At 47.9% G+C, this 22,508-nt stretch carries 26 protein-coding genes; 24 read left to right on the top strand and 2 right to left on the bottom strand.

Annotation, left to right across the window (positions count from 1 at the left end; genetic code table 11):
- The first annotated feature begins 17 nt into the window (after nt 1–17).
- The 19 genes from LKD36_RS10880 to LKD36_RS10790 all read left to right on the top strand — a co-directional run bounded on the left by LKD36_RS10880 (nt 18) and on the right by LKD36_RS10790 (nt 18,054).
- On the top strand, nt 18–791 hold the full coding sequence (locus LKD36_RS10880; protein ID WP_308459607.1) for a dihydroorotate dehydrogenase electron transfer subunit: 774 nt from the start codon (nt 18–20) through the stop codon (nt 789–791).
- Nucleotides 791–1,693 carry a dihydroorotate dehydrogenase gene (locus LKD36_RS10875; RefSeq protein WP_118770353.1) on the top strand — a complete coding sequence of 301 codons (903 nt, stop codon included), beginning with the start codon at nt 791–793 and terminating at the stop codon, nt 1,691–1,693. Before LKD36_RS10880 ends, LKD36_RS10875 begins: the two co-directional genes overlap by 1 nt.
- A gap of 32 nt (nt 1,694–1,725) precedes the next feature.
- Entirely contained in the window at nt 1,726–2,406 is a 681-nt protein-coding gene (gene pyrE, locus LKD36_RS10870; protein ID WP_118770352.1) for an orotate phosphoribosyltransferase, read from the top strand.
- Between the two features lie 16 nt (nt 2,407–2,422).
- Nucleotides 2,423–2,578: a hypothetical protein gene (locus LKD36_RS10865; protein ID WP_308459606.1), complete on the top strand. Its 156-nt coding sequence runs from the start codon at nt 2,423–2,425 to the stop codon at nt 2,576–2,578.
- Nucleotides 2,579–2,631: 53 nt separating this feature from the next.
- The gene (locus LKD36_RS10860; RefSeq protein WP_308459605.1) at nt 2,632–3,099 is read left to right on the top strand and encodes a VanZ family protein; all 468 of its coding nucleotides are present in this window, start codon (nt 2,632–2,634) and stop codon (nt 3,097–3,099) included.
- The gene (locus tag LKD36_RS10855) at nt 3,089–3,403 is read left to right on the top strand and encodes a DUF6142 family protein (protein WP_118770350.1); all 315 of its coding nucleotides are present in this window, start codon (nt 3,089–3,091) and stop codon (nt 3,401–3,403) included. The genes LKD36_RS10860 and LKD36_RS10855 overlap by 11 nt, the downstream gene beginning before the upstream one ends.
- Nucleotides 3,404–3,407: 4 nt before the next feature.
- The gene (locus LKD36_RS10850) at nt 3,408–5,453 is read left to right on the top strand and encodes an aminopeptidase (protein ID WP_308459604.1); all 2,046 of its coding nucleotides are present in this window, start codon (nt 3,408–3,410) and stop codon (nt 5,451–5,453) included.
- A 139-nt stretch (nt 5,454–5,592) separates the two neighbouring features.
- Nucleotides 5,593–6,105 carry a 5-(carboxyamino)imidazole ribonucleotide mutase gene (gene purE / locus LKD36_RS10845; RefSeq protein ID WP_118770348.1) on the top strand — a complete coding sequence of 171 codons (513 nt, stop codon included), beginning with the start codon at nt 5,593–5,595 and terminating at the stop codon, nt 6,103–6,105.
- 30 nt (nt 6,106–6,135) lie between these two features.
- Nucleotides 6,136–7,161: a phosphoribosylformylglycinamidine cyclo-ligase gene (gene purM, locus LKD36_RS10840; RefSeq protein ID WP_308459603.1), complete on the top strand. Its 1,026-nt coding sequence runs from the start codon at nt 6,136–6,138 to the stop codon at nt 7,159–7,161.
- A complete protein-coding gene (gene purN / locus LKD36_RS10835; RefSeq protein ID WP_308459602.1) occupies nt 7,155–7,781 on the top strand; it encodes a phosphoribosylglycinamide formyltransferase in 627 nt (208 codons plus the stop codon). The genes purM and purN overlap by 7 nt, the downstream gene beginning before the upstream one ends.
- A gap of 13 nt (nt 7,782–7,794) precedes the next feature.
- Nucleotides 7,795–9,066, top strand: coding sequence for a phosphoribosylamine--glycine ligase (gene purD / locus LKD36_RS10830; RefSeq protein ID WP_308459601.1), 1,272 nt, complete (start codon nt 7,795–7,797; stop codon nt 9,064–9,066).
- Nucleotides 9,067–9,134: 68 nt separating this feature from the next.
- Complete coding sequence (locus LKD36_RS10825) at nt 9,135–10,064, top strand: calcium/sodium antiporter (protein ID WP_118770344.1); 930 nt, start codon at nt 9,135–9,137, stop codon at nt 10,062–10,064.
- Nucleotides 10,065–10,133: 69 nt separating this feature from the next.
- Nucleotides 10,134–10,808 (top strand): YjjG family noncanonical pyrimidine nucleotidase, encoded by a 675-nt coding sequence (locus LKD36_RS10820; RefSeq protein WP_308459600.1) that lies wholly within the window; start codon nt 10,134–10,136, stop codon nt 10,806–10,808.
- A gap of 12 nt (nt 10,809–10,820) precedes the next feature.
- Nucleotides 10,821–12,275, top strand: coding sequence for a DUF1846 domain-containing protein (locus tag LKD36_RS10815; protein ID WP_118770342.1), 1,455 nt, complete (start codon nt 10,821–10,823; stop codon nt 12,273–12,275).
- The gene (locus LKD36_RS10810; RefSeq protein WP_308459599.1) at nt 12,276–12,935 is read left to right on the top strand and encodes an HAD family hydrolase; all 660 of its coding nucleotides are present in this window, start codon (nt 12,276–12,278) and stop codon (nt 12,933–12,935) included.
- A 96-nt stretch (nt 12,936–13,031) separates the two neighbouring features.
- The gene (locus LKD36_RS10805) at nt 13,032–14,339 is read left to right on the top strand and encodes a putative DNA modification/repair radical SAM protein (protein WP_308459598.1); all 1,308 of its coding nucleotides are present in this window, start codon (nt 13,032–13,034) and stop codon (nt 14,337–14,339) included.
- On the top strand, nt 14,317–15,084 hold the full coding sequence (locus tag LKD36_RS10800; RefSeq protein WP_308459597.1) for a TIGR03915 family putative DNA repair protein: 768 nt from the start codon (nt 14,317–14,319) through the stop codon (nt 15,082–15,084). Before LKD36_RS10805 ends, LKD36_RS10800 begins: the two co-directional genes overlap by 23 nt.
- Before the next feature lie 239 nt (nt 15,085–15,323).
- Nucleotides 15,324–15,548, top strand: coding sequence for an HPr family phosphocarrier protein (locus LKD36_RS10795; RefSeq protein ID WP_118770337.1), 225 nt, complete (start codon nt 15,324–15,326; stop codon nt 15,546–15,548).
- Nucleotides 15,549–15,705: 157 nt separating this feature from the next.
- Nucleotides 15,706–18,054, top strand: coding sequence for an ATP-dependent DNA helicase (locus LKD36_RS10790; RefSeq protein WP_308459596.1), 2,349 nt, complete (start codon nt 15,706–15,708; stop codon nt 18,052–18,054).
- Here the strand turns inward: LKD36_RS10790 and LKD36_RS10785 are convergent.
- Both LKD36_RS10785 and LKD36_RS10780 read right to left on the bottom strand, forming a co-directional pair.
- Entirely contained in the window at nt 18,051–18,929 is an 879-nt protein-coding gene (locus tag LKD36_RS10785) for a LysR family transcriptional regulator (RefSeq protein ID WP_118770335.1), read from the bottom strand. The two genes, LKD36_RS10790 and LKD36_RS10785, sit on opposite strands and share 4 nt — an antisense overlap.
- Nucleotides 18,930–19,007: 78 nt before the next feature.
- The gene (locus tag LKD36_RS10780) at nt 19,008–19,265 is read right to left on the bottom strand and encodes a DUF1294 domain-containing protein (protein WP_118770334.1); all 258 of its coding nucleotides are present in this window, start codon (nt 19,263–19,265) and stop codon (nt 19,008–19,010) included.
- Nucleotides 19,266–19,395: 130 nt separating this feature from the next.
- Between LKD36_RS10780 and LKD36_RS10775 the strand changes: the two genes are divergently transcribed.
- The 5 genes from LKD36_RS10775 (at nt 19,396) to LKD36_RS10755 (ending at nt 22,503) form a co-directional block, all read left to right on the top strand.
- Nucleotides 19,396–19,608 carry a hypothetical protein gene (locus LKD36_RS10775; protein WP_308459595.1) on the top strand — a complete coding sequence of 71 codons (213 nt, stop codon included), beginning with the start codon at nt 19,396–19,398 and terminating at the stop codon, nt 19,606–19,608.
- Nucleotides 19,589–19,861: an MscL family protein gene (locus tag LKD36_RS10770; protein WP_308459594.1), complete on the top strand. Its 273-nt coding sequence runs from the start codon at nt 19,589–19,591 to the stop codon at nt 19,859–19,861. Before LKD36_RS10775 ends, LKD36_RS10770 begins: the two co-directional genes overlap by 20 nt.
- Nucleotides 19,862–19,942: 81 nt before the next feature.
- On the top strand, nt 19,943–20,791 hold the full coding sequence (thyA, locus tag LKD36_RS10765; protein WP_308459593.1) for a thymidylate synthase: 849 nt from the start codon (nt 19,943–19,945) through the stop codon (nt 20,789–20,791).
- A gap of 22 nt (nt 20,792–20,813) precedes the next feature.
- Nucleotides 20,814–21,308: a dihydrofolate reductase gene (locus tag LKD36_RS10760; RefSeq protein ID WP_118770330.1), complete on the top strand. Its 495-nt coding sequence runs from the start codon at nt 20,814–20,816 to the stop codon at nt 21,306–21,308.
- Nucleotide 21,309: 1 nt separating this feature from the next.
- The gene (locus LKD36_RS10755; protein ID WP_308459592.1) at nt 21,310–22,503 is read left to right on the top strand and encodes an FtsW/RodA/SpoVE family cell cycle protein; all 1,194 of its coding nucleotides are present in this window, start codon (nt 21,310–21,312) and stop codon (nt 22,501–22,503) included.
- Nucleotides 22,504–22,508 lie beyond the last annotated feature (5 nt).

The raw sequence follows: 22,508 nt of genomic DNA, 5'->3' as shown, positions 1-22,508 counted from the left end.
ATGGAGAAAATAAAGACATGAAGAACAGAGAATTTGCCACCGTTCTGGAGCAGAAAGAGATTGCTTCCGGAATTTTCAGCCTGTGGCTTCAGACCGAGCAGATTGCAAAAGACGCAGTTCCGGGACAGTTTGTATCTGTATACTGCAGTGACGGAAGTCATATGCTGCCGCGTCCTATCAGTATCTGCGAAATCAATGCAGAGGAAGGAAAACTTCGCCTTGTATATCGGGTAGTCGGAGAAGGAACTGCAGAATTTTCCGGACGGAAAGCCGGAGATAAACTGGAGATCTTAGGACCTCTGGGAAATGGATTCCCGTTAAAAGGAAAGAAGCCGCTTCTGATGGGCGGAGGTATCGGCGTGCCGCCGATGGTACAGCTGGGAGCTGCATTGAAGGCACAGGGCTGTACGGGAGTGCAGACAGTAGCCGGATACCGGGATGAACTGTTCCTGACAGAAGAACTGTCCGCATCCGGAGACTTCTATATCGCAACGGAAGATGGAAGTGCAGGAACGAAGGGAAATGTCATGGATGCTGTCCGTGAGCATGGAATTGAAGCAGATGTCATCTATGCCTGCGGTCCGAAACCGATGCTCCGTGCCATCAAGGCTTATGCGGAGGAAAAAGGCATCGAGTGTTACATTTCCATGGAAGAGCGTATGGCCTGCGGCATCGGAGCCTGTCTTGCCTGTGTCTGCCAGTCAAAAGAGATGGACGGACACTCCCATGTGCACAATAAGAGAGTCTGCAAAGATGGACCGGTATTTTTAAGTACGGAGGTGGAACTGTAATGAATACAAAAGTAACCATCGCAGGTGTGGAGCTTAAAAATCCAGTCATGACTGCATCCGGAACCTTTGGATCCGGTGCTGAGTACAGTGAATTTTATGACCTGGGGGCATTGGGTGCCGTAGTGACCAAGGGCGTGGCAAATGTGCCGTGGCCGGGCAATCCGACACCTCGAATTGCAGAGACCAGAAGCGGCATGCTCAATGCCATTGGTCTGCAGAACCCGGGGATTGATGTATTTGTAAAAAGAGATATCCCGTTCCTGAAGCAGTACGATACGAAGATTATTGTCAATGTTTGCGGAAAGAGTGAAGAAGATTACTGTGAGGTGGTAGAACGTCTGGCGGAGGAGCCGGTGGATCTGTTGGAGATCAATGTTTCCTGCCCAAATGTAAAGGAAGGCGGCATTGCCTTCGGGCAGGATCCGAAAGCACTGCAGCATATTACTGAGCAGGTAAAAAAACGGGCAAAGCAGCCGGTCATCATGAAATTAAGTCCCAATGTGACGGACATTACCGTCATGGCAAAGGCTGCAGAGGCAGGAGGAGCAGATGCCCTGTCTATGATCAACACTCTGACCGGTATGAAGATTGATATCAACAGAAGAACCTTTGCTCTGGCAAATAAGACCGGCGGTATGTCCGGTCCGGCTGTGAAACCGGTGGCAGTCCGGATGGTTTATCAGGCAGCTAATGCAGTGAAGATTCCGATCATCGGTATGGGCGGTATCACGAACGCAGATGATGCACTGGAATTTATCCTGGCAGGAGCAACCGCGGTTTCTGTGGGGACTGCTAATTTTGCCAATCCCTATGCCGCAAAGGAAGTGGCAGAAGGCATTGAAGCTTATATGAAAAAATATCAGGTAGAAGATATCAAAGATCTGGTCGGCGCAGTGCGCTAAAGGACACGGACATAACACAGGAGGATGAAAGGATGGAACAGTATAAACAGGAATTTATAGAATTTATGGTAGATTGTGACGTGCTGAAATTCGGCGAGTTCACATTAAAGAGCGGAAGAAAATCCCCGTTTTTCATGAATGCAGGTGCATATGTAACGGGTTCCCAGTTAAAGAAGCTGGGTGAGTATTATGCAAAAGCCATTCATGATAAATATGGTGATGATTTTGATGTGCTTTTCGGACCGGCATACAAGGGCATTCCGCTGAGTGTAGTCACTGCGATTGCATACAGTGAACTGTTTGGCAAAGAGATTCGTTACTGCTCCGATCGGAAAGAGGAGAAGGATCATGGCGCTGACAAGGGAAGTTTTCTGGGAAGCAAATTAAAAGACGGTGACCGCGTTGTCATGATCGAGGATGTTACCACTTCCGGAAAATCCATGGAGGAGACCGTGCCAAAGGTAAAAGGAGCAGCCGATGTAGAAATCGTGGGACTCATGGTATCCCTGGACCGTATGGAAGTTGGAAAGGGCGGCGTAAAATGTGCCCTTGATGAGGTAAAAGATCTCTACGGATTCCCAACCAATGCTATCGTAACCATGGCAGATGTGGTAGAATATCTGTATAACCGTCCGTACAAGGGCAAAGTCATCATCGACGACACATTAAAAGCTGCCATTGATGCATACTATGAACAGTACGGAGCAAAATAAGGGAGGTAACTTCTGCATGAACAATGAGAAAACCTATAAATTAATGGGACGTGTAGGCGGCGGTACGCTGGCGCTCGGCATTATTGTGCTGGTAACAGGTGTGGTCACCGGAATTCTGATGATTGTAAATGGCGCACGTCTTTTAAAAGGAAAATCTGATTTGATGTTTTAGGCTGGGAGGGGCATGATGCGCCCCTCCCTTTGACGCCTTGTAAAGGAGATTTGGTGAAAGAAAAAACGGAGAAAAAAATCCGGTTCTGGTGCAGAATTTTTCTCGGTGTCTATCTGGTTTTACTGGTCTATTTTCTCATTTTTTCAGAAGAATGGGGGCGGACATTTCTGGAAGGAGAATATCGGTACAATCTGGTCCCGCTTCAGGAAATCGGCCGATATCTTCGCTATCGGGAACAGATCGGAATTGGATATGTATGTTTGAATCTGGGTGGAAACGTCATTGGGTTTATCCCCTTTGGCGCATTACTGCCGTCGATCAGTCGGAAGCCGTCCGGATTTTTCAGAACGACGTTTATCGGATTTGAACTAAGTCTGATGATAGAATTATCACAGCTGGTATTGAAAGTGGGCAGCTGCGATGTGGACGATGTCCTGTTAAATACATTGGGATGCTGTCTGGGATACGGATTGTACCGTCTGCTAAAATGGCATCGGAGGGTAGAGAAACATGTGGAATAAGAAAAAAATCCGGTTCACGGATAAAAAGCATTCCCGTCAGGGAATCATATCCAGTGGACTAGGTGGGGCTGCGCTGCTGCTCTTTGCGGCATCTGTTGCGGCAGCTTATATACGAAGCGGCCAGGCAGGAAGAATCATTGCAGTGACCGGATTTCTGGCCATGCTGTGTGCCTGTGCCGGATTATATTATGGAATTATGGGATACCGGGAGGAAGGAACCTACCGGTTATTTCTGCGGCTTGGCTGCGGGTTGAATTTTCTGCTGCTGGCAGGTTTTGTATCAATTTATATACTCGGATGGTGAGAAGATGGAAGAAAGAGAAGATTTAAAGGAACGCATGGATCTGGCGGTGGAGCGTATCCACCAGATCGCCGCAAATCCGGAAGTGGAAGGTCCCGCAGGGGATTATTTTAAAAGAACGGCACAGTTTATGGAACTGTTACTGGAGAAAAAAGACTGGAAACATGCCTCTCTTACAGAACTTCAGAAATGGAACAAGGAGCTGTATGGAGATATTGAGGGCGAGGCATATGAAAAGAGCTTTGCTAATCCGGCCTATGCAGCAAAAATGCTGGGAGAAGGTGTGGGACAGATTTTATCCTTTATCTATACCGAGATTCGCGGTATGATCGTCTATGCATTTGAGGGAAGAGAAGAGGAACTCCTCATTCATATGGAACTGTTCCTGCAGATTCACAGTGAATATGCGGACGGTGAGCAGCCGGAAGAGGAACGTCTCCGTCAGGATGCTTACTGGTTTATCAGCGACTACAGCGATGTGATGGCGGCATACCGGGTTCGTGAGCAGGTAGATCCATCCCTGTCTTTTGCAAGAGACATTATCATGGAAGCGGATTTATCAGATCCGCGCTATCTCTATCAGTTTGGCGAGTACATCAGTGAGACAGAACTGAAGACCAGCACCTTTTTAAATACCCTCCCGGAGGAGGAGATCCGGAAGCTGGCATCTGTATTCACAGAAGGTTATCGGATTGGATTTGTGGCCAACGGCAAAGACTTGTCAAAGAAAAAGACCGTGAACATCCGTTATTGCCTAGGATTTGAACGTATCATCCGTCAGGCAGTGAAGAATTTTGCGGATATGGGTCTTGAGAGTATTATTTACCGGGCGGCTGTGAGCAGAGTCAATATGCGGGAAAATAACAAGATCGGTTATTATGCAAGTTCTCCTAACCGGCAGTATGATTATGATCATAAAGGTGATGCAGCCCTCTTTATGGACAAGGCTTTCGTGGAGCGGAAGCTGGGAGTAATGAAGACTACCTTTGAAGAATATAAAGAACTGTCCAAAGGTCATGCAGGTCCTGCTGTTATGGAGATTTTCGGAGAGAAAACCTTTGAGCCGAAAGGAAAGGAAGAAGCACTGAAGCTGAACGAAAAACAGCAGAAAAATCAGGTGCTCTTAAACAGTAAGGCAGGCCAGATGACCAATGAATATATTCCGGGTGAGGAGCGGAGCTTTACCATTATTGCCTTCCCGGTACCGGATATTGGCGAACATTTTGAAGAGATCTTTACGGAGACTGTGAAGATCAATACATTGGACTATCACACCTATCAGAGAATCCAGCAGACGATCATCGATGCGCTGGATAAAGGAACTTCTGTCCACATTCAGGGAGCTGGTGCCAACCGGACTGATCTGACTGTGGCGTTGGCAGAGAAGCAGGATGCAGAGAAGGAGACTGCCTTTGAAAACTGTGTGGCAGACGTTAATATTCCGGTAGGAGAAGTATTTACCTCTCCGAAACTGACCGGAACGGAAGGACTTCTCCATGTGACAGGGGTCTATCTCAACGAATTATTTTACCGGGATCTGACCCTCACCTTCAGGGATGGCATGATCCGGGATTACACCTGCGGCAACTATGAGAAGGAAGAGGAGAACCGCCGTTATATTCATGAAAATGTGCTGTTCCATCATGATACCCTCCCGATTGGAGAATTTGCCATCGGAACCAACACCACGGCTTATGTCATGGCAAGAAAATACGGCATCGAGGCATGCATGCCGATTCTCATTGCAGAGAAGACCGGACCCCATTTTGCAGTGGGTGACACCTGCTACTCCTGGGAGGAAGATACAGATACCTTCAACCCGGATGGCAAACGGATTGTGGCAAAGGAAAATGAGTGCTCTGTGCTTCGAAAGGAAGATCCGGGCAAGGCATATTTTAACTGCCACACGGACATTACTATTCCTTATGATGAACTGGAGTCCATCGCGGTTATCCACGCTGATGGAAGCACTGAGGATATCATCCGTGACGGAAGATTCGTCCTGCCGGGAACGGAGGAATTAAATGTGCCGTTGGATGCGTACAAGTCTTGACAATTATAGAAAGTCCTTGTAATATAACTTATAAGTAGAGACAATATTATTAATATGACTTATAAAAGAAACTAATAAAAGTTCCACGAGTCCACGGGACGGAAGTGGGAAATGTTTCATTACATGGAGGAGATTTACGATGGCAAAAGTAGGAATTGTCATGGGCAGCGATTCAGATATGCCCATCATGAGCAAAGCAGCAGATGTACTTGCAAAACTGGGTGTGGAGTTTGAGATGACGATCATCTCCGCTCACAGAGAGCCGGACGTATTCTTTGAATATGCGAAAAGCGCAGAGAGCAAAGGCTTCAAGGTGATTATCGCAGGCGCTGGAAAAGCGGCTCACCTTCCGGGTATGTGTGCGGCAATTTTCCCGCTTCCGGTTATCGGAATTCCAATGAAGACTTCTGACCTGGGCGGTGTGGATTCTCTTTATTCCATCGTGCAGATGCCGACCGGTATTCCGGTAGCAACCGTAGCCATTAACGGCGGAGCCAATGCAGGTATTCTGGCAGCAAAGATTCTGGCAGCTTCTGATCCGGAGCTTCTGGAGCGTCTGAAAAAATATTCAGAAGATATGAAAGAAGAAGTAGAAGGTAAGGCAAAGAAACTGGACGAGATCGGATATAAAGAATATCTGAAACAGATGTAGAACGTGTACAGGGAAAAGGAGGACTACAGAATGGATTACAAAAACGCAGGTGTGGATATTGAGGCTGGTTACAAATCAGTAGAGCTTATGAAAGAGCATGTAAAGGCAACCATGAGACCGGAAGTCCTTGGCGGACTGGGAGGCTTCTCCGGTGCATTTTCCTTAAATGCCATCAAAGACATGGAAGACCCGGTGCTACTGTCCGGAACCGACGGATGCGGAACCAAAGTAAAGCTGGCATTTCTCATGGACAAACATGATACCATCGGTATCGATGCAGTTGCCATGTGCGTCAACGATGTGGCATGTGCAGGCGGTGAGCCGCTGTTCTTCCTCGACTATATTGCCTGCGGCAAGAACTATCCGGAGAAAATCGCAGAGATCGTAAAAGGTGTGGCAGAGGGCTGCAAACAGGCTGGCGCTGCATTGATCGGCGGTGAGACTGCAGAGCATCCGGGACTGATGCCGGAAGACGAGTACGACCTGGCAGGATTTGCAGTTGGCGTTGTTGATAAAAAAGATCTGATCACCGGAGAGACCATCAAACCGGGCGATACCCTCATCGGTATTGCATCTTCCGGAATCCACAGCAACGGATTCTCTTTGGTAAGAAAAGTGTTTCGTATGAATGAAGAAGCACTGAATACATATTATGACAATCTGGGCGCTACCTTGGGTGAGACGCTGATCACTCCGACCAGAATCTATGTGAAAGCATTAAAGAGTGTCAAAGAAGCAGGCGTGACTGTGAAAGGCTGCAGCCATATCACCGGCGGCGGATTCTATGAGAACATTCCGAGAATGCTTCCGGACGGCGTGCGTGCGGTTGTGAAGAAAGACAGTTATCCGGTACTTCCGATCTTCAAGATGCTGCAGGAAGAGGGAAATATTACCGAAGAAATGATGTACAACACCTTCAACATGGGACTTGGCATGGTATTGGCCGTTGATCCGGCAGATGTGGACAAGACGATGGAGGCACTGAAGGCAGCAGGCGAGACCCCGTATGTGGTTGGTTCTGTAGAAGCAGGCGAGAAGGGTGTGACCTTATGTTAAAACTGGCAGTTCTGGTATCCGGCGGAGGAACCAATCTGCAGTCGATTATCGATTCCATTGCAGACGGACGGATTACCAATGCGGAGATCAAAGTGGTCATCAGCAATAATAAAAATGCCTATGCGCTGGAGCGGGCTGCCAAAGCAGAGATTCCGGCAAAGGCATTAAGCCCGAAGGATTTTACGGACAGGGAAGCTTTTAACGATGCGCTTCTTCAGGCACTCATTGATTCAGAAGCAGATCTTGTAGTGCTGGCAGGCTGTCTGGTTGTCATTCCGCCAAAGATTGTGGAACATTTTAAAAACAGGATCATTAACATTCATCCGTCTTTGATTCCTTCTTTCTGCGGAAAAGATTATTACGGACTGAAGGTACATGAAGGCGTATTGAACCGAGGCGTGAAAGTGACCGGAGCCACCGTACATTTTGTGGACGACGGAACCGATACAGGACCAATCATTCTGCAGAAAGCAGTGGAGGTGCATCAGGATGATACACCGAAGTCCCTGCAGCTGCGGGTAATGGAAGAGGCAGAATGGGTGATCATGCCCAGAGCCATTGATCTGATAGCAAACGGTAAAGTGAAAGTAGAGGGCGGCAAAGCTCTGATTGAACAATAAGAGAGGCATTCATATGAAAATTTTGATTGTTGGAAGCGGCGGAAGAGAACATGCACTGGCATGGAAGATTGCACAGAGCCCGAAGGTAGAGAAGATCTACTGTGCACCGGGAAATGCAGGAATCGCAGAGTATGCGGAGTGCGTGGATATCACTGCCATGGAGTTCGATAAACTGGCAGCATTTGCAAAAGAAAAAGAGATCGACCTGACGGTCATCGGTATGGATGACCCGCTGGTAGGCGGTATCGTGGATGTGTTTGAGGCACAGGGACTGCGCGTCTTTGGACCGCGGAAAAATGCGGCAATTCTGGAAGGTTCCAAAGCATTTTCCAAAGATCTCATGAAGAAATATGACATTCCGACCGCAGCTTATGAGAATTTTGATGATCCGGAGAAAGCCCTTGCTTATCTGGAACATGCAGATTTCCCGATTGTTCTGAAAGCCGATGGACTGGCACTTGGAAAAGGCGTACTCATCTGCAATACGCTGGAAGAGGCAAAAGATGGAGTGAAATCCATCATGTTGGATAAGAAATTCGGCAGCGCCGGCAATCAGATGGTCATCGAAGAGTTCATGACCGGACGCGAGGTGTCCGTGCTCAGCTTTGTAGACGGCAAGACCATCCGTATCATGACCTCCGCGCAGGATCACAAACGCGCACTGGACGGCGATCAGGGTCTCAATACCGGTGGTATGGGAACCTTCTCCCCGAGTCCGTTCTATACAGAAGAAGTAGATGCATTCTGCAGGAAATATATTTATCAGAAGACGGTAGATGCCATGGCAGCAGAGGGAAGAGAATTCAAAGGTATCATTTTCTTTGGCCTTATGCTTACCCCGAAGGGACCGAAGGTTCTGGAGTACAACGCCAGATTCGGTGATCCGGAGGCACAGGTTGTCCTGCCTCGCATGAAAAATGATATCATCGATGTCTTTGAGGCATGTGTAGATGGTACACTTGACCAGATTGAGCTGGAGTTCGAGGACAATGCAGCAGTCTGTGTAGTACTGGCATCCGACGGCTATCCGGTGAAATACGACAAAGGTCTGGAGATCAGAGGTCTTGAGAATTTCAAGGACAAGGAAGGCTATTATGTATTCCATGCCGGAACAAAGTTCAAAGACGGCAAGATCGTTACCAACGGCGGCCGCGTCCTTGGCGTGGTAGCAACCGGAGACGACCTCAAAAAGGCTCGCGCCAATGCCTATGAGGCAGTCAAACTGGTAGACTTCGATAATAAATACTGCAGAAGTGATATCGGAAAAGCTATTGATGAAGCATAAATGAAAATGGTGGGAGCCGCTGCTTATGGGCAGCGGCTTCTTTTAAATCTGGAAAGGACGAAGAAAAGATGACTTATGTAATGCTTATACTGGGGTTTGTGCTGCTCATCAAAGGCGCAGATTTCTTTGTGGAAGGAAGTTCCGCAGTGGCGCGGAAACTTCACATCCCTGCCATGGTGATCGGAATGACCATTGTGGCCATGGGTACATCCCTGCCGGAATGCGCGGTCAGTGTGACGGCATCCATTGCCGGAAGCAATGAACTGGCAGTCAGCAATGTGGTGGGATCCAATATTTTTAACCTGATGGTCGTATGCGGGGCATGCGCTCTGTGGACGCCCATGGCGGTGAGCCAGAGTACGTTGAAGCAGGAACTGCCCTTTTCTATAGCCATGGGACTGATCCTTCTGATCCTCGGCTATTCCGGTATGGAGATCAGCCGGGCTGATGGATTGATTTTCATTGTGATTTTTGTCTGTTTTCTCATGTGGATGGTGCGTGCAGCAAAGGTGAATCCAGTACAACAGGAAGAAGAGGAGGCAAAGATGCTTTCTGGCTGGAAATGTGTGCTTTACATTCTCCTGGGCGGAGCTGCCATCATGTGGGGCGGTGATCTGGTCGTGGATTCTGCTTCCGCCATTGCAGCAAACTTCGGATTAAGTCAGAATCTTATCGGCCTGACAATTGTAGCCATGGGAACTTCCCTGCCGGAGTTAGTTACTTCCGTGGTCGCTTCCAGAAAAGGTGAGGTAGACATGGCTCTTGGAAATGTGCTGGGATCCAATGTGTTTAACATTCTGATGGTGCTCGGTGCGGCTGCGGCCATCAGTCCTATTACATTTGTGCAGGAAAATATGATGGACATCATTCTGCTGACCGGCATGAGCCTTATTGTGTGGGTATTTGCATGGACCAAAAAACAGGTGCGCCGCAGTGAAGGAATCATCATGCTGCTGGTGTATGCAGCATATATGGTGTACATCTGTGTCAGAAATTGATAAAACTACCGGTTGAGTTTTTCGAGAGAATCTAGTATGCTTATATCCAGCAGACAAGGAGGAGCAGATTTGAAACTTCAGGTACTTTTTCTTGATATTGATAATACATTGCTGGATTTTGATGCAGGTGCGGAGCAGTCCATGAAACACTGCTTTCAGATGTTTGGCCTGGAATATCAGCCGGAGATGTTTTCGGTATTCAATGAAGAAAATCATAAGCTATGGAGAAAGATTGAAAGACGGGAACTCAATGTAGCGGATCTTCGGACGGTTCGCTGGCAGACAGTTCTTAAACGTCTTGATCTGGAAGCTGACGGCGCAGCTATGGAAGATGAATTTAAGAGATGTCTTCACACCAGTGCGGTTCCGGTGGAAGGAGCTGTGGAGATACTGCCGTATCTTCATGAAAGATATTGTCTGTGTGCAGCAAGCAATGGACCGTATGAACAGCAGATCAATCGATTGAAAAAAGCGGATATGCTGAAATATTTTACACATTGTTTTGTATCGGAACGGATGGGCATGGAGAAACCGGCCCGTGAGTTTTTTGAAGGATGCTTTGCAGCACTTCCGGGTATTTTGCCGGAAGAGACCATGATCATCGGAGATTCCCTGACGGCGGACATCGCAGGTGGACGGAAGATGGGCATGAGAACCTGCTGGTATGACCGGGAGAAAACAGGACGTTCTGATGAGGCTGACGTTACCATTCAGAATTTGTGTATACTAAAGAAAATTTTATAAGGGAGAGAAGACATGAGAAAAGGATTTGATAATGACAAATATCTGGCGATGCAGTCAGAACACATCAGAGAGCGGATCCAGCAGTTTGACAACAAACTGTATCTGGAATTCGGCGGAAAACTGTATGACGATTACCATGCATCCCGCGTACTTCCAGGATTTGAACCGGACAGCAAACTGCGGATGCTGATGCAGCTGGCAGATCAGGTGGAGATCGTGATCGTCATCAGCGCAGAAGATATCGAGAAAAATAAAGTACGGGGTGACCTGGGCATCACTTATGATTCCGATCTGCTTCGTCTGAAAGCAATTTTTGAATCCAAGAATCTGTATGTAGGAAGTGTCTGCATCACCCATTATGCCGGACAGTACAGCGCACAGATGTTCCAGACCCGTCTGGAGAAAATGGGTGTGAAAGTATACCGCCATTATCTGATTCCGGGTTATCCGAACAACATTCCACTGATCGTCAGCGAGGAAGGTTACGGACATAACGACTATATTGAAACCACCAAACCGCTGGTAGTTGTGACAGCTCCGGGACCGGGAAGCGGAAAGATGGCAACCTGCCTGTCTCAGCTCTATCATGAGCACAAGAGAGGCGTGCGGGCAGGCTATGCAAAATATGAGACCTTCCCGATCTGGAATCTGCCGTTAAGCCATCCGGTAAATCTGGCATATGAGGCAGCAACCGCAGACCTGAACGATGTCAATATGATTGACCCGTATCATCTGGAAGCATATGGGAAAACAACTGTAAACTATAACCGCGACGTGGAGATTTTCCCGGTGCTGCGTGCTATGTTCATGGAGATCTACGGCGACTGTCCGTATAAATCCCCGACCGATATGGGTGTCAATATGGCCGGCAACTGTATCATAGATGACGAGGCATGCTGTGAGGCATCCGGTCAGGAGATTATCCGCCGTTACTATCAGACACTGGTCAACATCGCCAGAGGAAAATCGAAAGAAGAAGAAGCTTATAAGATCGAGCTTCTTATGAATAATGCAGGTGTTAGTGTGAAAGACCGAAAGGTAGTGGATGCAGCTAACAAGCGTGCGGAGGAGACCGGACATACGGCAGCAGCCATCGAACTTCCGGATGGGACCATCCTCACCGGCAAGACAAGTGATCTTATGGGAGCATGCTCTGCGCTGCTCATTAAGGCACTGAAACATCTGGCAGGCATTGACGAGGATGTGCTTCTGATCACCCCCAATGTGATCAGGCCGATCCAGAAACTGAAAGTTGATTATCTTGGCAGCCGCAACCCGCGGCTTCATATGGAAGAGGTGCTCATTGCCCTTTCATCCAGTTCTGAGAGCAATCCGCTGGCAGATCTGGCACTCCGCCAACTCCCGCATCTGAGTGGAAGCCAGGTGCATACTTCCCGTATGTTGAGCGCGGCAGATGAGAAGACCTTCCAGAAGCTGGGCGTGATGCTGACCTCCGAGGCAAAATAAATGAAAGCAATTATATTTGATATGGACGGGGTTCTGGTAAATACAGAACCTCTTCATTATGAATGTTGGAAAGCAGCGCTGGCTGACGAAGGGGTGGATATGTCCTATGAGGTCTACAAACCCTGCATCGGTTCTACAGTCGGTTATCTGATGAAACTCTTAAAAGCGGCATACGGAGAAAATATTTCCGATGCGGAGACGCTTCGGGCACGGATGTATGCGAAGAAAGAAGAGATCGTGCAAAAGGATGGATTTCCACAGATTCCAGGTGTGAAAGAAGCTATAAAACGTCTTCATGACGAAGGTTTCCGTCTGGAAGTAGCGTCATCCTCCGCAGGATACTATATTGGCCGGGTACTCGATGCGCTGGAGATTCGCCAGTACTTTGAGTGCTATACCAGCGGTGAAGAAGTGGAACATCCCAAGCCTGCCCCCGATACCTTCCTGCGCGCGATGGAAAAACTGAACCTGAAGCCGGAAGACTGTATCATCGTGGAAGATTCTACGAACGGCGGAAAAGCAGCAGCAGCGGCCGGTGCAAAGTGCGTCTGGTTCCATAATCCCGATTCAGGAGATCAGCAGATTCCCCATGCGGTGCTCACCATTACTTCCTGGAGTCCGGAGAATGTTGATAAACTGATAGATCTGATGCATGCATGATGATAGAAGTAAAAATTGGAACTTTACATAAGAACATATGTTTGCTATAATAAATGCAAACATATGTTCTTTTTGCGCATGTAAGGAGATATTTTCATGAATTATCAGATTGAAAAACCGATGACACTTTTTCAGAAGTTAGAGATTCTTGCCGATGCGGCAAAATATGATGTGGCATGTACATCCAGCGGTGTAGACCGCAGGAATGACGGGCAGGGGATCGGCAACTGCATCAAAGCCGGCATCTGTCACAGCTTCAGTGCGGATGGACGCTGTATTTCGCTTTTGAAAATCCTGATGACCAACGAATGCATCTATGACTGCAAATACTGCATCAACCGCAGGAGCAATGACGTTCCGCGGACTACCTTTACTCCGCAGGAGATCTGTGATCTGACCATCGGATTTTATCGGCGCAATTATATCGAGGGACTGTTTTTGAGTTCTGGAATTGTGGTCAGTCCGGATGTTACCATGGAGCTTCTGTATCAGACTTTGTATAAACTGCGGACAGAATATCATTTTCAGGGTTATATTCATGTGAAAGCCATTCCGGGCGCGTCACCGGAGCTGATAGAGAAGACCGGTTATCTGGCGGATCGTATGAGTGTAAATCTGGAATTGCCGACTGCAGAAGGACTGAAGGTGCTGGCTCCGCAGAAGAAACGGGAACGGATGCTCGCGCCGATTCAACAGGTGCAGACCATGCGGCGTTCCAATAAAGAAGAGCTGATACTTTACCGCCATGCACCAAAGTTTGTTCCGGCCGGACAGTCTACCCAGATGATCATAGGAGCTACTGGGGAGAGCGACTATCAGATCATGAAAGTAGCGGAGCATATGTATCAGAAGTATGATATGAAGAGAGTCTTTTTCTCAGCATTTGTGCGGGTGAATGATGATCAGCTTCTGCCTGCGATTCCTGGCGGACCGCCGCTTCTCCGGGAGCACCGGCTTTATCAGGCGGACTGGCTGCTGCGTTTTTATGGATTCGGGACGGAAGAGCTGTTGTCCGCGGAGAAGCCGGACTTCAATCTGCTGCTGGATCCCAAGTGTGACTGGGCGCTCCGGCATCTGGACCAGTTTCCGGTGGAAGTGATGAAAGCAGACTATGATACCCTTCTGCGGGTGCCGGGGATCGGTTATAAATCTGCACAGAGGATTGTAAAGGCGAGACGTCTTGGATCACTGGACTATGGGATGCTGAAGAAGATGGGAGTTGTGCTGAAGCGTGCCATCTACTTTATTACCTGTCAGGGAAAGCAGATGTATCCGGTGAAACTGCAGGAAGACTTTATCTTAAGAAACATTCTGGATGGAAAGGAGAAGCTGCCGATGGGACTGACCGGAGAACCGGAATTTCGGCAGCTGTCATTGTTCGATGATCCACGTTTTTCAGTGTGAGGATAATCTGACCGGGATTTTGACGGGAGTCTATGATGCCTGGCAGGGGGGAAAAGGGTATGACGGAGTGCGCCTGACGGCCGGCCAGGAAGATCCGTCATTATTCTGCTGCTATGAGGAGGTGGCATCAGATGTGGAGAAGGCACAGAAAGTATGGAATACGGTCCACAGAAGGATGGGAGAAGAATCGCAGGAGATGATTGCCCGTGCGGCATCCTGTCCGAATCCGGAAAAAGCAGATGCGATATTCCGGATGATTGTGCTGGGACTCCATCTGCCGGACGGAAGGGAAACTCCCCGTTATTTAAGCCGGCCGGAGATTATGAAAATGATGGAGCTGGGGCGGAAAGCCGGAAATATTGCCATGCGCTATATGGAGATCCTTCGATTTGAAGAACTGGAGAATGGAGTTCTCCTTGGAAAAGTAGATCCGGAAGCGGATGTACTGACACTGATGGCTCCTCACTTTGCCGACCGGTTTCCGATGGAGAACTGGATGATCTATGATCGCAGGCGGAAGAAGGCGGTGGTCCATCCCAAAAGAAAGAGCTGGTATCTGGTGGAGGAGATTCCGGAAGAAGTTCTCGACAGCCAGCAGCGATCTGCGGCAGAACAGGAGATGGATACTCTGTGGAAGTGTTTCCATCAGGCTGTCGCTATTCCGGAGCGGGCAAACGAAAAACTTCAAAATTCACTGATTCCACTGAAATTCCGGGAATTTATGAATGAATTTCAAAAAATATGATTTTGTAAAAAGTGCAAAAAAACAAGAGAGAATACGTATTCTTATTAAAATTGTTAAAAGAATACAGAGGAGAATTTTGGTCATACCATTTTCAAATTATGCAAAACCAGTAAAAGAAAGCTATGGTTTTCAACAACATGCACAACAAAACAGAGACTGGCGCATCTTGTCGGAATTTGACAGATGAAATCAAAACTGTATAATAAAGCACCAGAAAGAGAAAGGAAGGCTGTGAAACGATGAAAGTAACAAAAATCAAATTAGGTCTTGATGATGTGAATGCTTTTGTAAATGCCGCCACCGAATGTGACTTTGATATAGATGTAAATTATAACCGTGTGATCATTGATGCAAAATCAATTCTCGGTGTACTTGGACTGGATCTGGGAAGAGTGCTGACAGTTACCTGTCATGGGGAAAGCCAGAAATTTGACAACTTTCTGCAGCAGTATGCAGTCGCTTAAAATTGGAATATAATCTTATTATTTGTTTTTATACCCCCCTTTTTTTGAGGACAGTTTCCGAAAGAAACTGTCTTTTTTTGACTGTTCGGAACTATGCAGAAATACAGATGAAAGAGGCTCATTTTTGTGGTACAATGGATGAAAATGAGGTGTAAATATGAAGCAGCAACTTCGGATCTCTGTGCGGGATCTGGTTGAGTTTTTAGAGCGGAGCGGTGATCTGGACAGCCGGAGCGGCCGCGGAGGAGATGCAAAAATCATGCAGGCAGGAAGCCGTCTGCACCGGAAGATTCAGGGACGGATGGGAAGTGGTTACCATGCGGAAGTCCCTTTAAAATACCGGAAAGAGTGGGAACGGTTTTCCTTACTGATCGAGGGAAGAGCCGATGGGATCTGGACGGAAGAAGCCTTTACCACGATTGACGAGATCAAGGGCACTTTCCGGGAAGTAGACCGGATGACGGAGCCGATGCGGGTTCATCTGGCGCAGGCAAGATGCTATGCGTATATCTACAGCGAACAGAATCAGCTGGATAAGGCAGGAGTACGGATGGTCTATGCAAATCTGGAAACGGAGGACGTTCGCTATTTTACAGAAAACTGGGAATGGCCGGTCTTGAAAGCATGGTTTGATGACTTGATGGAACGCTATTATCGGTGGCTTTCCTTTCAGGCAGACTGGACGGAACAAAGAGAAGCATCCCTTAAGAAACTTGTTTTTCCTTATGAATACCGGGAAGGACAGCGGGAACTGGCAGCCGGGGTATATCGAAGTATTTTGAGAAAGAAGCGTCTGTTTATCCAGGCACCAACCGGAGTCGGAAAGACCCTTTCAGCCCTGTTTCCGGCGCTGAAAGCCGTGGGAGAAGGACTTGGGGATAAGATCTTCTATCTGACAGCCCGGACGATTACCAGAATGGTGGCAGCAGACACACTGGATCTTCTGCGGGAACAAAAGATGCGGGTGAAATCCCTGGTGTTGACGGCGAAAGAAAAGCTCTGCATTTGTCAGGAAGTACAGTGTGACCCGGATCACTGCCCAAGGGCGAAAGGACATTATGACCGGATCAATGATGCTGTCTATGACCTGTGGACGAAGGGACCAGATTCATGTACCAGAGAAGTGATTCTTACACAGGCGGAGAAGTATCAGGTCTGTCCCTTTGAACTGAGCCTTGACCTTTCCTTGTGGATGGATGTGATCATCTGTGACTATAATTACGTCTTTGATCTGAATGTCTATCTGAAGCGCTTTTTCGGGGAAGGAGTGAAAGGAGAATATTTATTTCTGGTAGATGAGGCTCATAATCTTGTGGAACGTGGCAGGGATATGTACAGTGCGGCGGTCTGCAAGGAGGAGATTCTGGAGATCAGGAAACTGATCAGGGGAAAAGATCCAGTACTGGTAAAGGCACTTGACAGGTGTAACAAATATCTTCTGACACTGAAACGGGAATGTGAAAGTGGGTATCGGAGGCTGGAACAGGCGGGCGGATTTGTGCTGCCTATGCAGCAGCTGTCAGGAGAACTGGACAGGTATCTGGAACAACCCATGGAAGAAGAACAGAAGAAAAAATTGCTGGAATTCTATTTTCAGGTACAGAATTTCCTGAATGTCAGTGATCTGGTGGATGAAAATTATGAAGTTTATACGGAACTGGCAGCGGACGGCAGGTTCTTCCTGCGTCTGTACTGTGTCCGCCCGGCGGAAAATCTGAAGCTTCGGCTGGAACGGGGCAACAGTACGATTTTCTTCTCTGCGACACTGCTTCCGGTTAATTATTATAAGGATCTCCTTACAGGCGAACCGGATGACTACGCAGTTTATGCACAGTCGCCCTTCGATGTGGAGAAGCGGGCCCTGCTCATCGGGACGGATGTGAGCAGCCGATATACGCGAAGAGGAGAGCAGGAATATGCGAAGATGGCAGAATCTATTTCCCTCACAGTGACGGCCAGAAAGGGAAATTATCTGATCTTTTTTCCGTCCTATCAGCTGATGTGGGATGTGTATGAACGGTGTGAGCAGATGAAGGGGTTTACCTGTGTCTGCCAGAATCCGGATATGAAAGAACAGGAACGGGAAGAATTCCTGAAACAGTTTCAGGAGGAACGCGGGACAAGCCTTGCGGCATTCTGTGTGATGGGAGGAATCTTTTCAGAAGGAATCGACCTGACTGGAGAACAGCTGATCGGAGCAGTGATCGTGGGAACCGGTCTGCCGCAGGTCTGTCTGGAGCGGCAGGTGCTGAAAGAATATTTTGACAGGAAAGGAATGGATGGGTTTGCCTATGCCTATCTCTATCCGGGAATGAATAAGGTGCTGCAGGCGGCCGGAAGAGTCATTCGAACGACAGAAGACCGGGGCGTCATCGTCCTTCTGGACGAGCGCTTCCGGTCTCCGGCATATCAGAATCTGTTTCCGAGAGAATGGTATCCGCATACATTGTGCAGAGTCAGCGAACTCTCAGGTTATCTTGAAAGCTTCTGGAAAGAAACTTCCTAGAAGTAGCTCATGAACTGTCTGGCTGCATTGCTGACTGGCATCTGCTCACTGTGGATGATGGCCAGCTGTCTGCCGGGCAGTTCGTTTTTCAATGGAATCTGGAACAGGTCTCCGCTGGTACGTGAGACGCAGAAATCAGGTACAAAGGCAATGCCAAGGCCGATGCTCGCCAGATCGATGAGCAGGTCATTGGAACTCAGTTCGATCTCCGGCACCAGATCCAGCTGATTTTGCTGGAACAGGGAATGCAGGAACTCGCTGGTTGTACTGTTACGGTTCAGCATCAGGATCGGGTAGTTCAGAAGATCTTTAAAAGAAAGGGGCTGATGCTCCAGTTCCCCATAGTATTTCCGGCTGGCGATGAAGCAGTCCTTGAAATCCTTGATAAAACGGATGTGGGTGCCGTGTCCCAGACGGGAATTGGGATAGTTGGTGAAGATCAGATCCACTGTACCGCTCTCCAGCAGGTCCACACATCCGATGGAAGTCTGGTTGGTGACCTTGATATGGATGTTCGGGTATTCCTTGTGGAAACGGCTCAGGTACGGGACCAGAAAATACCGGCAGATGGTATCACTGGCGCCGATACGGAGTTGTCCTCCGCCGAGAGAACCGGTCTCCATAATCTGCATCTCTCCGCGTTTGATGAGATTCATGGCAGGTTCAATGTGACGCAGAAGAATCTCCCCCTCCGGTGTCAGCTGTACCTTTTTTGTGCTGCGGATGAAAAGGGGCTGGTTCAGTTTCTTCTCCAGTACCTTGATGGACTGGCTGACCGCTGACTGGGAGATAAAAAGTTTCCGTGACGCTTCGGAGAAGCTTAAGGAAATTGCCACATAGTAGAACACTTTATAAAGTTCGTAGTTAATATCCATATTATTAGTACCTCTTATGAACCAAGACTATTTATAATGATAATAATAGATGCAAATATATTTTTCAAGAGAAAACTGTTATCTCGTGGAAAACCAGTACCAGAGACCGACCTGAATAAAAAGAATCAGCGGCATGCCGAAGACAAAATACCAGTGTTTCGTCTTGTGGCGAAACAGGTTCATACCGAAGATGGCACCCGCAGAACCACCGATGATGGCAGAAAGAAAGAGGGTTTTCTCCGGAATTCTCCACAGGTGATGCTGCGCCTTGTATTTATCAATACCCATCAGTGCAAATGCCAGTATATTGACAGCAATCAGATAATAGTAAAACACTATGAAATCCTCCTTTTTGTGTCTGTGATTTCTTTATCATACTCCATTCTCGGGAAAAAAAGCAAGTAGGATGAAATATCGCTTTGCATGTAAATCTGAATGCGTTATAATAAAAATTCAGGAGGCAGTTATGGGAGAAACAAGAGAAGAATTTATAAACGGCTTCTGCCGGACCACCAATGAGTCAAGAACCGTCTGTTGCGAGTATGAAAGGCAGCCGGATGGTGAATGGACACTGACAGATTATGAGTGCAATGTGGATAAATGTCCAAACAGCGCAGCCTGTCAGATCTATAAAGAAGCGAGAGAAAAGGGGAATACTTATGAAAAACTTTTTCAATGAGTTTAAGAAATTTATTTCCAGAGGAAATGTTATTGATCTGGCAGTTGGTGTTATCATCGGCAGTGCGTTCACGGCATTTGTTGTGTTCTGCATGGTCAAAGCCATTAACACTGTACAGGATAAAATGACAAAGAAACCGGAGAAGGAAGAGACTCCGGCAGAACCGACGAAAAAGACCTGTCCCTTCTGCCTGTCCGAGATCGATATCAGAGCCATCCGCTGTCCCTTCTGTACTTCCGAACTCGACAAATAAAACGTTCCGCCTGCTTGCAGGTGGAAGAAGATAAGCTATAATGGCTTACAAATACAAAATCAACAGAATTGAGGATATTTCATGAGTTACGCAGATACCCTGTTTAAAAATATGTGCCGTGATATTCTGGAAAATGGCACAAGCACCGAAGGAGAAAAGGTGCGCCCCCACTGGGAGGACGGAACCTCCGCCTATACCATCAAACGGTTCGGTGTGGTGAACCGGTATGATCTGAGAAAGGAATTTCCGGCACTGACCCTTAGAAAGACAGCCTTAAAAAGCTGTATGGATGAGATTCTGTGGATCTATCAGCGGAAATCCGCCAATATCCATGATCTGAACAGCCATGTCTGGGATGAATGGGCAGATGAGACCGGTTCCATCGGAAAAGCCTACGGCTATCAGATCGGTGTGAAGAGTCAATATAAAGAAGGCATGATGGATCAGATGGACCGGGTGCTGTATGACCTGAAGAACAACCCCTTCAGCCGCAGAATCATTACCAATACTTATGTCCATGAGGATTTAAGCGAGATGCATCTTTATCCCTGTGCTTACAGCACCACCTGGAATGTGACCGAGGAGAAAGGGTCTGACAAACTGGTGCTCAACATGGTATTAAACCAGCGGTCCCAGGACGTGCTGGCGGCCAACAACTGGAATGTGTGTCAGTATGCCATTCTTCTCATGATGGTGGCGCAGGTCTGCGACATGGTTCCGGGAGAACTTCTGCATGTCATCGCGGATGCCCATATTTATGACCGGCATGTGGATGCAATCAGAAAACTGATTGGCAGAGAAGAATATCCGGCTCCGAAGGTACATTTAAATCCTGAGGTAAAGGATTTCTACCAGTTCACAACCGCGGACCTTCTGGTGGAGGATTATCAGGCAGGACCGCAGATTAAAAATATTCCCATCGCTGTATAGGAAAAGCAGGAGGACGAACAACATGAATTTAATAGTGAATGTGGACAGTAACTGGGCGATCGGCCATCAGGGAAAACTTCTGGTGACCATCCCGGAAGATATGAAATTTTTCCGTTCCGAGACCAGCGGAAAAGTCGTAGTTCTCGGCAGAAAGACGCTGGATACCTTTCCGGGCGGACAGCCGTTAAAGAACCGGACCAATATTATATTAAGCCACAATCCGGATTATAAGGTTAAAGGTGCGATTGTCTGCCACAGTGTGGAGGAAGTGCTGGAAGAACTGAAAAAATATAACAGCGAAGATGTCTATATCATCGGTGGAGATTCCATCTACAAGGCATTTCTGCCCTACTGTGATGTGGCCCATGTGACGAGAACAGACCATGTCTATGATGCAGATGCATGGTTCCCGAATCTGGAAGAGGATCCGGAATGGGTGCTGACTGGCGAGAGCGAGGAGAAGACTTATTTCGACCTGGAGTTCAGATTCTGCCGATATGAGAGACGGGAGGCCTAGGATGTCCAAAAGACAGAGGCTGTTCCAGCCGGGGACACGCGGGCTGGATACCAATCTTCTGGTAGTGCTGATCTTTATCATGGTGTTCGGATTTGTCATGATCTACAGTGCCAGCTATTATACGGCAGGCATGAGCAAGGCTTACAATAATGATCCCATGTATCTTCTGAAAAATCAGATCATCTATTCGATGCTTGGAATTATAGCAATGCTGGTGGTGGCTTCCATCAATTACCATTTCTGGTGCCGGTTTGCGACCATTGGTTATATTGCCTGTATCGGACTGATCTTTCTTCTGAAGACGCCTCTGGGTGTCACGGTAAAAGGTGCGACCCGCTGGATTCGAATTGCGGGTGTGCAGTTTCAGGTGGCGGAGCCAGTGAAGCTCATTATGATTGTCTTCATGGCAACGCTGATTGCGGCGAAGGGACGGCACCTGAAAGGCTGGATTCCCATGTTCCGCCTTCTGATTCCGAGCGGCATTATCGCAGTGATGCTCTGGAAGATCAGTGACAACATGAGTACGGCGACCATTCTTCTGGGAACAGCGGTATTCATGATCTACGTAGTGCATCCGGATCAATGGAAATTTATTTTATGTGCGCTCGGCGTCGCCATTTTCGTAGGACTGGTGATCCACTATGTGCAGAGCCTGGATCCGGCGACCATGGATGAGATCAACTTCCGTTTTGCCCGTATCCGTGCATGGCTGGATCCTTATGAATATGAAGACGGAAAAGCATATCAGTCCCTGCAGGGACTTTATGCCATCGGTTCCGGCGGACTGTGGGGCAAGGGGCTCGGCAACAGTATCCAGAAGCTGGGTAAGATCCCGGAGCCTTATAATGACTATATTTTTGCAATCATCTGTGAAGAGCTGGGAATTTTCGGCGCAGGACTGATTGTGCTGTTGTTTATCTACCTGCTGTACCGGATCTATATTATCTCCCAGACTGCGGAGGATCTGCTGGGAAGAATGATTTCCATCGGAGTCTTCTCGCATATTGCGCTGCAGGTAATCTTAAATCTGCTGGTCGTGACAGGACTGTTCCCGACGACCGGTGTGACTCTGCCGTTCTTCAGTTACGGAGGTACCGCTACGGTATTTCTGCTCATGGAGATCGGTCTGGTGCTCAATGTGAATAAATACAGTGTGAAGAAGCGTCTGGATGCGCTCCGGGACGCAAGGTTATAACAGGA

Source organism: Hominiventricola filiformis (genome assembly GCF_020686965.1).
Classification (GTDB): domain Bacteria; phylum Bacillota; class Clostridia; order Lachnospirales; family Lachnospiraceae; genus Hominiventricola; species Hominiventricola filiformis.
Note: the sequence above shows the minus strand (reverse complement) of the source record. Positions and strands in the feature narration are given on the sequence as shown.

What these genes read in the sequence shown, in the direction of transcription:
- LKD36_RS10880 (WP_308459607.1), top strand. Translation starts at nt 18, where the DNA reads ATGAAGAACAGAGAATTTGCCACCGTTCTGGAGCAGAAAGAGATTGCT.
- LKD36_RS10875 (WP_118770353.1), top strand. Translation starts at nt 791, where the DNA reads ATGAATACAAAAGTAACCATCGCAGGTGTGGAGCTTAAAAATCCAGTC.
- pyrE (WP_118770352.1), top strand. Translation starts at nt 1,726, where the DNA reads ATGGAACAGTATAAACAGGAATTTATAGAATTTATGGTAGATTGTGAC.
- LKD36_RS10865 (WP_308459606.1), top strand. Translation starts at nt 2,423, where the DNA reads ATGAACAATGAGAAAACCTATAAATTAATGGGACGTGTAGGCGGCGGT.
- LKD36_RS10855 (WP_118770350.1), top strand. Translation starts at nt 3,089, where the DNA reads ATGTGGAATAAGAAAAAAATCCGGTTCACGGATAAAAAGCATTCCCGT.
- LKD36_RS10850 (WP_308459604.1), top strand. Translation starts at nt 3,408, where the DNA reads ATGGAAGAAAGAGAAGATTTAAAGGAACGCATGGATCTGGCGGTGGAG.
- purE (WP_118770348.1), top strand. Translation starts at nt 5,593, where the DNA reads ATGGCAAAAGTAGGAATTGTCATGGGCAGCGATTCAGATATGCCCATC.
- purM (WP_308459603.1), top strand. Translation starts at nt 6,136, where the DNA reads ATGGATTACAAAAACGCAGGTGTGGATATTGAGGCTGGTTACAAATCA.
- purN (WP_308459602.1), top strand. Translation starts at nt 7,155, where the DNA reads ATGTTAAAACTGGCAGTTCTGGTATCCGGCGGAGGAACCAATCTGCAG.
- purD (WP_308459601.1), top strand. Translation starts at nt 7,795, where the DNA reads ATGAAAATTTTGATTGTTGGAAGCGGCGGAAGAGAACATGCACTGGCA.
- LKD36_RS10825 (WP_118770344.1), top strand. Translation starts at nt 9,135, where the DNA reads ATGACTTATGTAATGCTTATACTGGGGTTTGTGCTGCTCATCAAAGGC.
- LKD36_RS10815 (WP_118770342.1), top strand. Translation starts at nt 10,821, where the DNA reads ATGAGAAAAGGATTTGATAATGACAAATATCTGGCGATGCAGTCAGAA.
- LKD36_RS10810 (WP_308459599.1), top strand. Translation starts at nt 12,276, where the DNA reads ATGAAAGCAATTATATTTGATATGGACGGGGTTCTGGTAAATACAGAA.
- LKD36_RS10805 (WP_308459598.1), top strand. Translation starts at nt 13,032, where the DNA reads ATGAATTATCAGATTGAAAAACCGATGACACTTTTTCAGAAGTTAGAG.
- LKD36_RS10800 (WP_308459597.1), top strand. Translation starts at nt 14,317, where the DNA reads ATGATCCACGTTTTTCAGTGTGAGGATAATCTGACCGGGATTTTGACG.
- LKD36_RS10795 (WP_118770337.1), top strand. Translation starts at nt 15,324, where the DNA reads ATGAAAGTAACAAAAATCAAATTAGGTCTTGATGATGTGAATGCTTTT.
- LKD36_RS10790 (WP_308459596.1), top strand. Translation starts at nt 15,706, where the DNA reads ATGAAGCAGCAACTTCGGATCTCTGTGCGGGATCTGGTTGAGTTTTTA.
- LKD36_RS10785 (WP_118770335.1), bottom strand. Translation starts at nt 18,929, where the DNA reads ATGGATATTAACTACGAACTTTATAAAGTGTTCTACTATGTGGCAATT.
- LKD36_RS10775 (WP_308459595.1), top strand. Translation starts at nt 19,396, where the DNA reads ATGGGAGAAACAAGAGAAGAATTTATAAACGGCTTCTGCCGGACCACC.
- LKD36_RS10770 (WP_308459594.1), top strand. Translation starts at nt 19,589, where the DNA reads ATGAAAAACTTTTTCAATGAGTTTAAGAAATTTATTTCCAGAGGAAAT.
- thyA (WP_308459593.1), top strand. Translation starts at nt 19,943, where the DNA reads ATGAGTTACGCAGATACCCTGTTTAAAAATATGTGCCGTGATATTCTG.
- LKD36_RS10760 (WP_118770330.1), top strand. Translation starts at nt 20,814, where the DNA reads ATGAATTTAATAGTGAATGTGGACAGTAACTGGGCGATCGGCCATCAG.
- LKD36_RS10755 (WP_308459592.1), top strand. Translation starts at nt 21,310, where the DNA reads ATGTCCAAAAGACAGAGGCTGTTCCAGCCGGGGACACGCGGGCTGGAT.